Origin of the sequence: Pseudomonas sp. 06C 126 (assembly GCF_001855215.1) — a bacterium.
Taxonomy (GTDB): Bacteria; Pseudomonadota; Gammaproteobacteria; order Pseudomonadales; family Pseudomonadaceae; genus Aquipseudomonas; species Aquipseudomonas proteolytica.
The window spans coordinates 180067-195849 of sequence record NZ_MIFU01000119.1 but is presented as its reverse complement, the minus strand read 5'-3'; the positions used below and the strand labels follow the sequence as shown (position 1 = coordinate 195849).

Below are 15783 nucleotides of genomic sequence, written 5' to 3'. Positions count from 1 at the left end.
TGCTACCGCTTCAGTGGTCCATGGCCTGCAAGATTGCATGGGCCGCTTTCACCCGCTCGGCATTGGGGTAGTTCTTGTTCGCCAGGATCACGACACCGATGCCTCTGCTCGGCACATAAGCGATATAGGCGCCAAAGCCGCCGGTCGAGCCGGTCTTGTTTACCAGGGTATTGGCGCGCAGCGGCTGGGCGGGTGTCAGCCACTTGACCGGATGCGGCTCCATGGCCATCGGCGTCGAGTTGCCTTCGACCAGGGCGTCGACGCTTAGCGGGTAGGCGTACATCTCCCAGCCGAGCCCTTGGGTGGTGCCTTCTACCGTGTAATAACCCGTGTGCGTGGCGGCAATCGCCTGTTGCAGCGGCTGCTCCAGCGACGCCGGGTGCATGTTCAGCGCCATGTAGCGAGCCAGGTCGGCGGGGCTGGTCTTCACCCCGTAGGCTTCGCTGTCCAGTGCACCGGGGCTGACGCGCACCGGCTTGCCGGCCTTGTCATAGCCCTGGGCATACAGGCCCATTTGCGCCTTGGGCACCGTGAGATAGGTGTGCTTGAGACCGAGCTTGGGCAGTAGGGTCTGTTCCATCGCCACGTCGAAGGGTTGCTGCAGGCTTTGCGCCGCCAGATAGCCGAACAGGCCCAGGCTGGGGTTGGAGTACTGGCGCTGGGTGCCGGGGGCGAAAGCGGCTTTCCAGTGCTGGAAGTAGCCGATCATCTGCTGGGCATTGTCCGCCTCGCTGGGGAACTGCAACGGCAACCCGCCTGCGGTGTAGGTGCCCAGTTGGAGCACGCTGATGTGCTCGAACAGGCTGCCGCGCAAGGCTGGCAAATAGTCGCTGGCGGGGGCAGAGAGCTTGAGCTTGCCGGTGGCCTGGGCATAACCGGCCAGGGTGGCGGCGAAGGTCTTGCTCACCGAGCCGATCTCGAACAGGGTGTTTTCGCTGATGGGCTGTAGGCTGTCCTTGGCGGCGATACCGTAGTTAAAGTATCGGGCCTTGCCGTCTTGCACGATGGCGACTGCCAGGCCGGGAATTGCCTGTTGCTGCATCAGGGGCTTGACGCTGGCGTCCACCACCTGGCGCAGATTGTCGGCGGCCATGCAGTTGCCCGCGCCGAGCAATAGGCTGAGAATCGTGACGTTGCGCACGTGTTGGTACATGATGAGGTCGCTTCCATGAGGATGATCGGAGGTATCACAGCCTGCGCAGGCGTGGCCAAGATAGGCAGTTTCAGGGCCCTGGACAACCGATGATATCTCGCACCAGTCATTAGAAAAATTTGGGTTTAAACCATGTTGCGTTCCCATCTGCCCCTCAACGCACTGCGTGCGTTCGAAGCCTCCGCCAGGCATTTGAGCTTTACCCGGGCGGCCATCGAGCTGTGCGTGACCCAGGCGGCGGTCAGCCATCAGGTCAAGAGCCTGGAGGCACAGCTCAACGTCACGCTGTTCAAGCGCCTGCCCCGTGGCCTGATGCTGACCCGCGAAGGGGAGACGTTGTTACCGGTATTGCGCGAGTCCTTCGACCGTATCGCCCAGACCCTGGGCCAGTTCCAGGCCGGTCACTACCGCGAAGTGCTGACGGTGGGCGCAGTGGGCACGTTTGCGGTGGGCTGGCTGCTGCCGCGCCTGGGGGATTTCCAGGCGCGCTACCCGTTTATCGATCTGCGCCTGTCGACCCATAACAACCGCGTGGATGTGGCCGCCGAAGGCCTGGATTACGCGATCCGGTTTGGCGCCGGCGCATGGCACGGCACCCACGCCTGTGAGTTGCTGGCGGCGCCGCTGACGGTATTGTGTGTGCCAGCGATTGCCCGCCAGTTGCACGGCCCTGGCGATGTGCTCAAGCACACGTTGTTGCGCTCTTATCGGGCCGATGAATGGAGCCTCTGGTTCCAGGCCGCCGGGTTGCCCGCCGACACCCTGGTGCCGCGCAGTATCGTGTTCGACTCGTCCTTGGCGATGATGGAAGCGGCGCTGCAGGGCAATGGCGTGGCCCTGGCGCCGGCAATGATGTTCTCGCGGCAGTTGGCCCAGGATGTGATCCGCCAGCCGTTCGACGTGGGGATCACCACGGGTAGCTATTGGCTGACGCGCTTGCAGTCGCGGGCAGAAACCCCGGCCATGCTGGCGTTTCGGCAATGGCTGGAGGAGGTGGTGGCGATTGAGATGGCTTGAGCGGCCTTGTTGTGGTTGTGGCGAGCGGGCTTACTGTGGCGAGCGGGCTTGCCCCGCGCTGGGCTGCGAAGCAGCCCCAAACCCTGCGCCCTCGGTCTCTCTGATACAACTCAGCGATCTTGTTGGGGCTGCTACGCAGCCCAGCGCGGGCGATGCGGCGTTCCGACAAGCCCGCTCGCCACAACCACAACCACAACCGCAAGACCAACATTACTGATCAGGCAAGGTACTTGCGGAACCAGCCCAACGTACGCTCCCACGCCAGGTTCGCTGCCGCTTCGTCGTAACGTGGGGTCGAGTCGTTGTGGAAGCCGTGGTTGGCGCCCTTGTAGATATACGCTTCATAGGTCGTGCCTGCGGCCTTCAAGGCGCTTTCATAGGCCGGCCAGCCTTCGTTGATTCGTGTGTCCAGCTCGCCAAAATGCAACATGATCGGCGCCTTGATCTTCGGCACGTCCTTGGCGTCGGGTTGGCGTCCGTAGAACGACACCGCCGCGCCCAGTTCCGGGTAGGCCACCGCCGCTGCATTGGTCACGCCACCGCCGTAGCAGAAGCCGGTGATTCCCACTTTGCCGGTGCTGGCGTCGTGGTGCATCAGCCATTCGATGGCGGCGAAGAAATCATTCATCAGCTTGGTCGGGTCGACGGTCTGTTGCAGTGCCACGCCTTTTTCGTCATTGCCGGGGTAACCGCCCACCGAGCTGAGGCCATCGGGGGCCAGGGCCATGAACCCGGCTTTGGCCAGGCGTCGGGCCACGTCTTCGATGTAGGGGTTGAGCCCGCGGTTTTCATGGACCACCACCACCGCCGGGCATTTGCCCTCGACCTTGGCCGGGCGTACCAGGTACCCACGCACTTGGCCGGTGCCCTTGGGCGAAGGGTAGGTGATGTAGTCGGCCACGATGTCCGGGTCGGTGAACTTCACCTGCTCGGCCAGGGCGTAGTTGGGGCTCAGGGACGCCAGCAACGCCGATGCGGTCAGCCCGCCAAAGGTGAACAGCGCTGCACGGTCGAGAAACTCGCGGCGGTTGATCTTGCCGTGGGCGTAGCCGTCGTAGAGTTCCAGCAGTTCAGGGGCGAAGTCTTTGGCGGTCAGGCGAGGCATCGGCAGGCTCCTATAGCGGCGTGTGGCGTTGAATGTAGACCATTGTCAGGCTTGCCGGCCATGGGCGGTGTCCGCCAGGCGCCCGGTATCGACCCGCACGAAGATCGAATCGCCAATCGCCGTCAGCACACCATCGGCGTACACCTCGCACACCACGCGGCTTTTGCGCCCGACCTCACCCTCCACCCTGGCGCGCAAGGCCAGTGGCACACCCATTGGGGTCGGCTTGATAAATTTGATGCCCAGGTTGCCAGTCACGCAGTCGATGCGCGGCAACTCGCCCGGTTCGCGCTGTTCGGCACGGTAGTGATAGGCCATGGCGGTCCAGTTGGAATGGCAATCCACCAACATGGCGATCAGGCCACCGTAGACCAGGTCCGGCCAGCCGCAGTATTGGGCCTCGGGCAGGTGCTCGGCGACGATATGGATGCCGTCCTCAGCCCAACGGCTCTTGATGTGCAGCCCATGGGCATTGCGCGGTCCGCAGCCGTAACAGACGCCGTCCGGCGCGGTGGTGTCTTGCAGGGAAGGGGTGTGCATCGTCGATCCTTATTGTTCTTTGGCCAATCCCTGAGCCTAAAGGCGCACGCCCCTAACGTGCAAACTTCTTCGCCCCGGCCACGCAGGCAATCACCGCGACGGTCACGGCCAGCATGCCCAGGCTTACCTGTTCATGCAGCAGGCTGGCGGCCAGCGCCAGGCCGAAGAACGGTTGCAGCAGCTGCAACTGGCCGACGGCGGCGATACCGCCCTGGGCCAGTCCGCGGTACCAGAACACAAAGCCGATCAACATGCTGAACAACGCGACGTAGCCCAGGCTGAACCAGGCCGGCAGGCTGATCCCGACGAAGGAGGAGGGCGCCAGTAGCAACGTCAGCGGCGCCACCACGGGTAGCGCCACCACCAGCGCCCAACAGATCACCTGCCAACCGCCGAGGGTGCGCGACAGTTTGCCTCCTTCGGCATAACCCAGCCCGCAGGCCAGCACGGCCAACAGCATCAGCAGGTCGGCGATGGGTGCGGCGTTCAAGCCCTGCGCCAGGGCATAACCCATGACCAGCAGGCTGCCGAGGATCGAAAACAACCAGAACACCGGCCGCGGCCGCTCGCCGCCGCGCAGTACGCCGAACACGGCAGTGGCCAGGGGCAGCAAGCCGATAAACACGATGGAATGGGCGGACGTCACAGACTGCAAGGCCAGCGCGGTCAGGAGCGGGAAACCGAGCACCACGCCGAGGGCGACAATCAGCAGCGGTGCCCATAGCTCGCGCGTCGGCCGCCTGGCCTTGAGCAGCCACAGCAGGCACAGGCCCGCCATGGCGGCGAGAGTTGCCCTGGCCACGGTGAGAAACACCGGGTCGAACTCCAGCACCGCGACCCGCGTGGCCGGTAGCGAGCCGCTGAATATCAGCACGCCAAGCAAGCCATTGATCCAGCCACTGCGGCTGTGTTGGGCAGTGATAATCCGGGAAGTCTGTTCCATGCAGGGCGTGCTCGATAAGTGAGGGTTGCGTGACCGGCATCCTAGGACTGAAGATTGGGGCAATCAAAAAATTGTCATGGATACATCGCCCATGCCCCGTGCCCGTTACAAAACCTTGGTGGACGCCTTTGCCCGGGATATCCGTGCTGGCACCCTGATGCCCGGCACCCGCCTGCCGACCCACCGCCAATTGGCAGCCAGCCACGGCCTGGCGCTGGTCACGGCCAGCCGGGTGTACAGCGAACTGGAGGCCATGGGCCTGGTCAGCGGCGAGACAGGGCGCGGTACGTTTGTACGTGAGATCGCCCTGGCGCCGGGCCAGGGCGTTGGGCAGGTTGCCGTGGCGGCGGGCATGGTTGACCTGAACTTCAATTATCCGTCCTTGCCGGGCCAGGCTGACCTGCTGCGCACTGCGCTCCGCCAGTTGGCGTTGTCGGGCGATCTGCAAGCGCTGTTGCGCTACCAGCCCCAAGCCGGGCGCTTGCACGAACGGGCGGCGATGGCGCGGCATCTGCTGCACCGCGGTTTAAGCGTCGCGGCCGAGCAGGTGTTGGTGGTCAGCGGCGCGCAGCATGGGTTGGCGGTCAGCATGATGGCCAAGCTCAAGCCGGGCGATGTGGTGGCGGTGGACGCACTGACCTATTCGGGGTTCAAGGTGCTGGCCGAGACGCTGCACCTGGAGATCGTCGCGATCCCGGTCACGCCCACTGGTCCTGATCTTGCTGCGCTTGAACAGGTCTGTCGGCGGCGCCCCGTGCGGGCGCTGTATTGCATGCCGACATTGCACAATCCCCTGGGGTGGGTCCTGGACCTTCAAACGCGCCAGCAACTGGTGCGCATCGCCCGTGAGCATGGGCTGATTCTATTGGAGGACGCGGCCTACGCCTTCCTCGCCGAACACGCGCCGCCACCGCTGGCGCAGTTGGCGCCGGAGCGCACGCTGTACATCGGTGGCTTGTCCAAGAGCGTTGCCACGGGCCTGCGCGTCGGGTTCGTGGCGGCGCCACTTGAGTGGGTGCCGGCCCTGGAGCGCACGGTCATGGCCACCGTGTGGAACGCGCCTGGGGTGATGACGGCCATTGCGGCGGGCTGGATCGACGATGGCACGGTGCTGCAACTGGAAGCGCAAAAGCGCCAGGACGCACAGGCCCGGCAGGCATTGGCGGCCCAGGTGCTGGCGGGGCTGGACTACATTGCCCATCCTGCGTCGTATTTTTTATGGTTGCCGCTGGGGGAAGACGCGCGGGCCGATCAAATCACCATGGCGCTGGCACGGGAGAATATTTCGGTGTCTGGCGCAGAGCCCTTTGCGGTGTCCGAGCATGTGCCCCATGCGATTCGCCTGGCGCTGGGCTCGGTGGACAAAAACGCGCTGCGTGCGGCGCTGTTGAGGGTGCGGTGGGTGGTGGCGGGTTATTGAGATTGGCCGAGGGGCGTAAAGCCCGTTCGACCCTCCTGCGCCGTGGCGAGGGTCGAACGGTGCACGGTTCAGCCGCTAGGCGTTGATCCAGGAGTGTTCAGCGCCAATCTTGACTTTGAACTGGTGGTACAGCGGCATGTAATGCTCCTTGGCCCTTTGCACCTTTAGGCCGAGCAGGTCGGGTGGGGTAATGCCTTTGCTCTGGTAGTAATTGCGAGCGTTGGCTTCGATGTTGACGATTGGCCCGGATGAGACGCCCCGCCCGTCGACGAGCTTTGATTCTTTGGTGAGGCCATCAAAGCCCAGGTCGTACATGTCCGGTCGTTTCGATTTAAGGATGTCATTGAACAGGTTGGGGCCCACCGTATCGAAAATCTTGCGCTCATAGGCTGCGAATTCCGGGGTGTATTGCACACGACCATCGGCCCCTCTGGAGGCCGTGGGCCGATTAGCGGCGAAATAGGCCTTGTTCTCGGCAAATCGTTTGTCCATATCGGCGATCACTTGGCTAATCACCGGGTTGCCAGGTTGCGTTGCAAAGTTGCTGGTGTTGTAGAACGGTTTGTAGTCCGTGAGGCTATGGGCAACAGGCCGATTAAGGAGGACGTCATTCGCTCCGGCATTCACTACGGCACTGCCGATATTGGCTTGGATTACATCATCGGTATCGAGATAAATGCCGCCGTATTTGTTCATGATCGGATAGCGCGCGACATCCGAGGCCGCCGCCAGGTTCTTGCCTTGTCCTTGGCGAAAGTAGTCGTACATTTCACCATTTTTCAGTTGCTTGAACACCTCATCGTCATTGAGGTTCATCACGGTCAGGCCAGGGGCTTTGCGCTCCAGGTCAGCTTTTATTTTTTGAAAGATGGCGGGGTTGTCGGCATCCACGTGCAGGATGGATTTGTACCCCGGGACCTTGGCTGCATTGTTGGCCATGTTTTCCACCAGGTTTGGCGGGATATTCTGCCCGGCCCAAAAATAGTGCAGCTGTTGGGGCAGGGGCTTTATATCTTTGGGGATGGAAACCGTTGTCGGCGCGGCAACATCTACAAACTGGAAGTGATGGGCGTCAGTCTGCTTGGCCTTTTTCAACTCACTGAACGGCCCCCGCTGCCATTTGCCTTTGCCACTTCTCCAGAAATACGTAGCGCTGTGCGCCTCAATACCGGTCGAGACGTTGGTGGCTTTCCATGCACCGGCTGAACTGTCGAAGGTGACGCTATGGTCCACGCCCTTGTAGTTGAGCGAGTAGGGGGAAGGTGGGTTATTGGTGACTTTGATGTCGTCTATCGGCACGACATAAGTGCTGTCGCCAAGCTTCCAGGGCGTGGGCGCATTTCCCGTACCGCCGAGCAGACGGTGGCTGCGTGAGGTGGGTTCCCATCCGCCGGCACCCAGGTCCCGCACGGGGATATCCGGGCCTGCGCCGCCCGCGTGACAGATCACGCGCTGGCCTTCGCTCAAGCGCGACTCATACAACTGCCCATCGACTTTTACATATTCCTTGCGGCTGCGGCCCACATAGATATTGCTCTGTGGGCCCTTGAGCTGGAGCTCGTCTAGCACGATATGTTTGGCTTCATAACCCAATAAGTCGGTGTTGAGCGATCGCACCTCGCCATTGGCGGCCACCTGATTGGCTTTGAAGTCTTTTAGCGGCGGGCCGAAGGCGCGTTTTTTCAGCGTGTCGTATTGATGCCAGTTGCCTTGGAACATCACCACCGGGCCCTCAACCGTTTCTTGCCCAACCTTGAACGTGCCGGTGGCCGCCAAGCCATGCTCTTGGCTTGCCGCTTGCGCGCCATCCTGGCTGCCGATAGCACGCAGGCTGTTGGGGTCATTTGCCTTGGGGGTATCCACCGCAAATTTTTCCAGGGCTTTGCCGTAGGCCTGTTTTGTACGTGGGTCAAAGGCGTACCACTTGTGGGTCGCCTCATCGAATTTAGCCAGGGTTCTGCTTTCAGCGGCGCCATTGAGCGCCTTGTAAGTGCCTTCGGCCAGGTCGGGTTTTTTGGCCAGTTCAAGCAGATTGATGCTGCGGTAAGAACCGCGCAGGTATTTAACTCCCTTGTGAGCGGTACGCCCCAGGCTCACCACGCCGCGGGCCAAGTCATCCACACCGCCCAATGGGTTGAGCGCGCCGATTGCCGCCCGGCCAATGATCTTGCCGGCGTTGGCAACTTTTGAAAGGGTCGAGGCCCCAACAGCCAGGGCTTTCGCGCCTTTGGCCGCAGCCCCCAGGCCCACGGCGAAACCGAAGATATCAAAGGCCAGGTCGACAATGCCGTTACCGACTTTTCCGTCGATAAAGTTCTTTATCGCGGAGCGGAACGGGATCAGATTCAACGCCACTTCTTCAAGGACTTTGTACGCCGGTACTTCTGTCTGAAAGGTTGTTGCGCCTTTGGCGTAGGCCTCGACCGCCGGCAGTTCCATATCGGTGATTATCGCATCGGCAATGTACTGGGTCCTGGGACTACTGAAACTGTTGGGTGCGCTGTGTGCCGCTGGCTGTTCATCTGTTATTGCGGGCGAAGATTGCCCCGTCGGTTTGACCGTATCAAAGCGTTTACCTTCCGAGTAGTGCACAAAGCTGCTGCGGGGCTCGAGCTCCTTGTAGGCCTGATCTGGCCGTCGAGTCACGGTGCCTTTCAAGCGGTCGATGGCGTAGGTCATGACCTTGCCATTGCGTTCGGTCTCGACCAGCAGCACGCCCGGCTCCACACGAATCGGGTGATCGGCACGGTGGTAGCGTATTTCCTTGCGCACGGATATTTTGCCGAACTCCAGGTTCTCCCGATCTTCCAGCGGCAGTTTCGAGATAAGCAGCTTGATTTGCGCCGACGTAGCTTTTTTGACGGTGTGAGCGTAATCGGCAAATGTCTTTTTGAAGATTTCCAGCGGGCGCGGCAGGTCTTTGAGCTTGGGTAAAACCTTGTTGAAGTCGACCGCGTTCGAAGACGAGACCCAGGCGGCCGGTCGGCCATCAGCGGGAATCTTGACTTGGTCAAGTGTCACAACCTGTACAAAACCCCGGCCAAATTCGCCCCAGTTATCGGCCGAAACCGGCGCGCCAAGCAGTGCGCGGCCATCGATATACAGATCCAGTATCGAGTAGGGGCCGGGAAAGAACCTGCTGGATGGCTGCGAGTCGATGCATTTTTTTTCGAACAGTGCCGGGTCCATGTCCGGCAGCGCTTTCTTCAACTGCTCCAGGGCTATGGCCTTGGTCGTAGGCATCTCTGAGGGGGGCGATTCGGCAGCTTCGCGTAGCTCGCGAACCTGCGCATTGAAGGCCTCGCGCACGGCATCGACTTCGGCTTTGGTCACGGGGTAACGCATGCCGTTGGCGACTCCCCAGTCCTTGATCGCTTCGTTCTGCGCGGCAGATTCAACCTGGCGCTCTTCAGCGGTGATCGGCGCTGTCTCGGCTTCGAGCATGACTTGTGCGTAGGTCATGGTTGCCGTTGCCCCTGGCGCTTTTGCTTCAATGCGCGCGGTCGCTGTGACGAAGCTGACCCAACTGTGGGTGCCCACCACCACCTGTTTGGGAATGTCCTTGACCAGGAAGGCGGGCGCCCGGTTGGCCAGTAACAAGTGCGCCTGGACCAGGGCCTTCTCCGGCGACGACGCTCGGTCGACGTCGAGCAGGTGGGCAGCCAATTCCTCGATGATGGTGGCGGGCGACTTGCCGGTGTTGGCCGGCGAGATCAGTCGGTAACCCTGGATCTCGCTGGGCGGTTTACCCGTGCCGCTGTCCAGCTCCACGTTCATCGCCGCCAGGGTCCAGTCGTTGGCAGTGCCTTTGATGCTGCGCGCCTCGAATGTGGATGCGATGGCATTCCCCAGTTGCTGGCCCCTGGGCGAATTGATCAAGTTGGCAATCAACAGGCGTGGATTGCGCAGCTCTTCAGGGGTGATCGGCCGATTGTTCAGCAGATAGTCGAGCACGCTCCTGAAGGGCGATAACGAGACATTGCCGAACTTGCCGGCGCTTATGTCCGTGCGCAGTTGTGCCTGGCTGCCCTGGTCAAGAGGGGCGGGCCAGGCCAGCGCACCGCCCAGGTTGCCATGGGGGGCAGCCTGGGGAGGCGGGGTGCCAAGGGCAGTTGCCAGGTTTTCCAGTTGTTGGTGGGTGGTGGGGATATCCCAGCCGTGATCCTGCAGCAATTGCAACAGGCTGAGCTCATTCCAGGTGCCGCGATTGGCGGGCTGATAGCTGCCGTCGAATGACAGGCTGACGGTCCTGTTCTTCAATTCATCTTTGATCTGCCCGGCACTGTGGCCGCCGTCTTTTACGGCGCTCGCCAGGTGACGCAGTTGGTTGCTGGCCTGGCTGCGGTTGTAGACGTCGCCCAGGTAGGCCTTCTGGACCAGGAGCGCGTTGTCGCTGCGCGCTTGAATCAACGTGCCTGCGGTCGCCGGATCAAGTTGCTTGAACCCTTGGGCCCGGTCTATCTCTTCTGCACGCCGGCGCATGGACGGCCCGGTCAGGTTCTGTGGCTCATTGTAAAAATTGCCCACGAGCGAATAGGGAACCGGCTGGTCAAGGTCGCTTTGCGGGGGGGTGAAGGTGGTATCGCCGTGGCCGGCATCAATCACCCGTGCGGCCTGCAGGATTGGCCCGCTGATCGCGGCCCAGTGCCTGTCGTCTTGCCCAAGGGTGTGACGCTTTTGTTCGGGATCCAGATGACGTCGGCGCTTGAAAGAAATTTCGCCGGTATTCAGATTGAGGGTGATGGAGTCCGGGCTGATGCCTTTTTCGTCCATCCACTGACGCACGTCGGGGGATTTGAGGGTGTCTCGCAAATGCGCCCACCACTGGCCGAAGGTGGAGTCTGGCGCAATGGTGTTGATCGTGACATTTTTCTCGCGATTGGCGGCCAGGATCAGCGCCGAGTGGTACTCCATGGCCAATGCGCGATCACCGTCAGCGCGCGCACTTTGGGGCGATTGCGCCGGCGGTGGGGCATCACGCTTGGGTCGAGCGAGCGCCAGCGCCTGGGCAGGATTGGCTAAGGCGAGCGGGTTAGGGTGTGCGGGGAGGCGATTGGAAACAGTGGTCATAAGGTCGGCTGCCTGAAGGTACGAGAGGGGGCTACGGCGGTTGTGGTCTCAACCTTGTGTAGCGATTTCCCGCAGGTGATTCCCTCGCTCGGCCAGCAGTCCATTTGCCTTATGTTTCATGGGATTGTTCTGAAGCAAAAAATCCCTGGTTTTCAACCGCTGCAATCGAGCGTTGAAAACCAGGGATCTGCGTGACACCTACACCCTGCGTGTGGCTCAGAAGCTCCAGCGCGTGGTGAGCATCACGTTGCGCGGGTCACCGTAATAAGCGGTGTTATAGAAGCCGATGTTGGTGTAGTACTTCTTGTCGAAGGCGTTGTTCAGGTTCAGGGTCGCCGACAGATTCTCGGTCACCTGATAACGCGCCATCACGTCCACCAGCCAATAGGCCTCCTGGGCAAACTCTTCATTTTTGCTTTTGTAGCGGTTGTACAGCTCTTGCCAGCTGCGACTCTGCCAGCGCGCACCACCGCCTACGGTCAGGCGGTCCAGGGGGCCCTTGAGTTTGTACGTGGTGTAGAAACTGAGCTGGTCCTGCGGCTCCCAGGTCGAGACTTTCTTGCCGCTTTCGTCGCGGATGATCTTGTGGGTGTAACCGGCCTGGGCCTGCCAGCCGGGCGCCAGTTCCCCGGACATTTCTGCTTCAAAACCCTTGGTCTTGGCTTCGATGCCCTTGGAGGCATAACCCACGGACGGGTTGGTCGGCGCGGCGTTGTATTCGGCGTCGGGTTCTGCACGGTGGCTCTGGTGTACTTCAAAATAGGCCAGGCTGGTATTGAGTCGGCCGTTGAAGAATTCACCCTTGATGCCGCCCTCGTAGTTCTTGCCTTCGGAGGGCTCCAGCAGCTTGTTGTTACGGTCGCGGTTGTAGCTTTCCGGCATGAAGATGTCGGTGTAGCTGGCGTAGGCGGTGAAGTTTTCGTTCAGGTCATAGGTCACCCCGGCGTAGGGCACCAACCGCCCGGTTTCCGTGGAGTCGTCGGTGCCACGCAGTTTGTAGTTGGCGACGCGGCCGCCAAGGAACAGGTTCAGCGGGTCGGCCAGGCTGAAGCGCGAGGTCATGTAGCCCGCGCTTTGGCGGGTGGTCAGGTCGTTGATGTAGGTGGGCGCGCCCCAGTCGGGTTCGGCAAAATTGCCATCGAAGTTCCAGAAGTCCACCACTTTGCCATTGGCGTGTGTGGGGCTGCCGTAGTCCTTGCCTTTCCAATGGGAGTTGGAGGCCGAGCCACCCACGACCAGTTCATGCTCACGGCCCAGCAGGCTGAACGGGCCGCTGAGGTATACATCGGCGGAATTGGCGCGGGTCAGGCCGGTGAATTTGTTGGCATACACCGTCGACAGGCCAGTGTCGGGGCTCGGCGCACTCTGGATCGAACCCAGGGGCGCGTCGTAGCCGCTGAGTTGGTGGGTCACTTGCGCCTTGGCTACCCAGCCGTTGGCGAAGCTGCGCTCCAGGGTGGCGAAGGCACCCCGGTTGTACTGTTCCCAGCGGCTCCACTTGGCGCCGTTGTTGTACGAGCGCTTGACGTCGATGCGGTCGCCCTTGGTGTTGAACAACGGCCGGCTGCCGGACCAGCCCGAGCTTTGCGGATCGTTGTTCTGATAGTCAAAGCCCACGGTCAGCAAGGTGTCGTCATCGAGGTCCGCTTCCAGCGAGCCGAAGTAGACGCTGGTCTTGCGCTGGTAGCGCTCCATGAACGAATGCTTGTCCTGATAGGCCGCCACAGCGCGCCCACGGATATTGCCGCTGTCGGTCAAAGGGCCGCTGACGTCGACTTGGGAGCGGTAGTTATCCCAGCTGCCGGCACCCAGTTCGATACTGGCCTTGAAGTCGCGGGTGGGCTTTTTGCGGATCAGGTTGAGGGTCGCGCCCGGCGCCCCGGCACCGGTCAGCAGGCCGGTGGCGCCCTTGAGAATCTCCACACGGTCGTAGATCGCCATGTCGGTCAGGGTCTGCCCCGACGAGTAGGCCGAGTTGCGCAGGGTCGGGATGCCGTCGTACTGGAAGTTTTCGATGGAAAACCCACGGGCAAAATAGTTGGTGCGCTCGCTGTCATAGGTCGACACGGTGATGCCGGGGGTGTGGCGCATCACATCGTCAATGGCGTTGAGGCCGAAGTCGTCCATGTGCTGGCGAGTGATCACGGTGATCGACTGTGGGGTCTCCTTGGGCGTCAGGACCATGCGCGTGGCGGTGGCGATAGTGCCCGGGGTGTAGGACCCGGTGCCCTCGGTGACGGTGCCCAATTGGTTGGAGGTGATTTCGGTGGCAGCCAGTGCCAGGGTGCCATTGGCTTGGGGCAGTGCCTGCAACTGGTAGCCATCGGCACTGGCCTGCGCGGCGAAGCCGGTGCCTTCCAGGACCTTGGCAAAGCCATCCTCCACGTTGTAGCTGCCGCGCACGCCAGCACTGTTCAGACCGGCCACCTGTTGCGACTGGAACGCAATCGGTGCGCCGGCAGCCTGGGCGTAACGGCTCAGGACTTCGCTGAGGGGGCCAGGGGCTATATCGAAGGCCTGGACCTGTTGCTGCGCGTAGGCAAAGGCCGGCAGTGCCAGCGGCAGGCAGCCAAGCAGCAAGCGGCTGGCCAGCAGCAGGCTGCCACGGGTGGAGGGGTTGGAAGACATGTAATCGGTGCTCCTTTGGATGTTGGCCAAGGAAAGGACGCGGCAAAACCGAAAACACGCAGACTTTATTGAGAATTGTTCGCGCTGTTTTTCAACGACACGCGAGTGACCCATGGGGTGTAGTTGCTGACCTCGATCGGCAGCGTGCGCTGGAGCAGGCGCAAGGCGCGCGCCGGGTCGTCGAACGGCAGCATCACCGTGACCCGCAGGCCTTGCAGGGCCTGGCGATCGAACAACAACAGGCCGCTGCGATGGCGGCCCAGGCGCTCCAGCACATCCGTCAGGGGCTCGTCGTTGGCCAGCAACTGATGGGTGTTCCAGGCCGCTTCATGGGCGCGGGCATCGAATTTTTCTACGTTGCCCGGGCCTTGTGCATCGAGTCGTACGCGCTGGCCGGGGTTGAGGGTCAATTGCTGGGTGGCGCTGTCGATGCGCGTAGACGATTCGAGCATCCTGACCACCGTTGCCTCGCCACTGCGTTCGACGATAAAGCGCGTGCCCAGGGCGCGAATGCTGCCTTGTGGGGTATCGACATAAAACGGGCGCTGGGCATCCTTGGCCACGTCCACCAGTAATTCACCGTGCAGCAGGCGCACCCGGCGTTGGTTGGCGTCAAAGTCCAGGTCCACCGCCGAACCGCCATCCAGTTGCAGGGTGCTGCCATCGGCCAGGCGTTGTTGCTGCCATTGGCCGCTGGCGGTGCTGAGGTCGGCGAACAGATAGCCGCGCTGGCTGTACTGATAGGCTGGTAGGGCGAGCAGGCCGATCAACAGGCTCAGGGCCAGGCCCTTGATCGCCTTCGGTTGGCGTGCCCGGCGCAATGCCGCACGGGCCGGAGCCTGCTTGAGGGGCGACAGGTGGCCCTGCAGGCGCGCGATAGCCAGTGGATGTTGTGGGTCGGCGGCGAGCCAGGCATGGAAGGCCTGCTGGCTAGCGGCGTCGGCCTGATGGTCGAGGCGCACCAGCCATTGGGCAGCCTCGCGCAGGATGGCCGCATTCATGGCTGGGCGCACGCGTCGCAGACCAGCAGGGCGTGCACCAGGTCCTGTTGCACGGTACGTAACGAAACCCCCAGACGTTCGGCGATCTGGGCCTGATCCAGGCCATCGAGGTGGCGCAGGATAAAGGTCTCGCGGATCCGCGGCTTCATGCGCGCCAGGGCCCGGTCAATCGCTTCGAGCACTTGCACTGCCTGCAGGATCTGCTCGGGCGAGGGCGCCTGCTCAAGGTACTGGGCACAGCGTTCCAGTTCGTCCTGGTAGGCCCGCTCCAGGCGGCGCCGGCGATTGCGGTCCATCAACAGACGGCGGGCCACGGTGGCGAGGTAGGCCTGCGGCTCGCGGGGCGCCACGTACTGCCCGGCCGACAGCAGACGGATAAATGTGTCGTGCGCCACATCGGCGGCGTGATGGGAGCAATCCATACGGCGGCGCAGCCAGCTTAACAGCCAGCCGTGGTAGCCGCGGTACAGGGCTTCAAGCGTCGCGGCTTCGGCGGGCTGGGCTGGTTTCATGCGAAAAATTCGTAAGTGGGAATTAATCTTATTCTAGTTGTTTCTGGCGGAGAGCTGCAATGGGCGAGGCAAGCTTGGTCTCAGGAACGGTCCTTTCGACGTCTTTATAGAGGTAGCCAAAAAACTTCTGGAGGCGGTATTGGTTAATACCTCGGATTCTATGTGGTTAGTGGTTGTAAATCGGTCAATATTATTTGGATTGAGTGACTGAACAGTCGTAATGGCTGGCGATATTGAGCCAATTAACGCTCGAAAACCCCTTTACGCCAGCTCTGTAAACCGCAATCTAGGCAGGCCGGGTGTGAAAAAGTAGCAATGCTTGATGTGGGCGGGTAGTCGGGTAGCACTTTTTTGGCGTATTGACCGAATCCACAGTAACGTCGTTTTGACCGAG

General features: G+C 61.7%; 10 protein-coding genes. 2 read left to right on the top strand and 8 right to left on the bottom strand.

Going from position 1 to position 15783, the window contains the following annotated elements; translation table 11 throughout:
* Window positions 1–10: 10 nt before the first annotated feature.
* Complete coding sequence (ampC, locus tag BHC62_RS23535) at window positions 11–1153, bottom strand: class C beta-lactamase (RefSeq protein ID WP_070996331.1); 1143 nt, start codon at window positions 1151–1153, stop codon at window positions 11–13.
* A 132-nt stretch (window positions 1154–1285) separates the two neighbouring features.
* On the opposite strand from ampC, the gene BHC62_RS23530 reads away from it, so the two are divergent.
* Entirely contained in the window at window positions 1286–2170 is an 885-nt protein-coding gene (locus BHC62_RS23530) for a LysR family transcriptional regulator (protein WP_070996330.1), read from the top strand.
* A 217-nt stretch (window positions 2171–2387) separates the two neighbouring features.
* On the opposite strand, the gene yghX is transcribed toward BHC62_RS23530, so the two are convergent.
* From yghX to BHC62_RS23515, 3 genes are read right to left on the bottom strand one after another with little or no spacing between them, the layout of a single operon-like run.
* A complete protein-coding gene (yghX, locus tag BHC62_RS23525; protein ID WP_029294526.1) occupies window positions 2388–3275 on the bottom strand; it encodes a YghX family hydrolase in 888 nt (295 codons plus the stop codon).
* Window positions 3276–3320: 45 nt separating this feature from the next.
* Window positions 3321–3815, bottom strand: a complete 495-nt coding sequence (locus BHC62_RS23520; protein ID WP_029294528.1) for a PaaI family thioesterase — start codon at window positions 3813–3815, stop codon at window positions 3321–3323.
* A 52-nt stretch (window positions 3816–3867) separates the two neighbouring features.
* Window positions 3868–4758, bottom strand: a complete 891-nt coding sequence (locus tag BHC62_RS23515; protein ID WP_070996329.1) for a DMT family transporter — start codon at window positions 4756–4758, stop codon at window positions 3868–3870.
* 91 nt (window positions 4759–4849) lie between these two features.
* On the opposite strand from BHC62_RS23515, the gene BHC62_RS23510 reads away from it, so the two are divergent.
* Window positions 4850–6178, top strand: a complete 1329-nt coding sequence (locus BHC62_RS23510) for a PLP-dependent aminotransferase family protein (protein ID WP_070996328.1) — start codon at window positions 4850–4852, stop codon at window positions 6176–6178.
* A gap of 75 nt (window positions 6179–6253) precedes the next feature.
* On the opposite strand, the gene BHC62_RS23505 is transcribed toward BHC62_RS23510, so the two are convergent.
* From BHC62_RS23505 to BHC62_RS23490, 4 genes are all read right to left on the bottom strand, one after another.
* Window positions 6254–11248, bottom strand: coding sequence for a glycosyltransferase (locus tag BHC62_RS23505; protein WP_083335478.1), 4995 nt, complete (start codon window positions 11246–11248; stop codon window positions 6254–6256).
* Window positions 11249–11464: 216 nt separating this feature from the next.
* A complete protein-coding gene (locus BHC62_RS23500) occupies window positions 11465–13876 on the bottom strand; it encodes a TonB-dependent siderophore receptor (protein WP_070996326.1) in 2412 nt (803 codons plus the stop codon).
* Between the two features lie 65 nt (window positions 13877–13941).
* On the bottom strand, window positions 13942–14877 hold the full coding sequence (locus tag BHC62_RS23495) for a FecR domain-containing protein (RefSeq protein ID WP_070996325.1): 936 nt from the start codon (window positions 14875–14877) through the stop codon (window positions 13942–13944).
* A complete protein-coding gene (locus BHC62_RS23490) occupies window positions 14874–15389 on the bottom strand; it encodes a sigma-70 family RNA polymerase sigma factor (RefSeq protein WP_070996324.1) in 516 nt (171 codons plus the stop codon). The genes BHC62_RS23495 and BHC62_RS23490 overlap by 4 nt, the downstream gene beginning before the upstream one ends.
* Window positions 15390–15783: the final 394 nt, after the last annotated feature.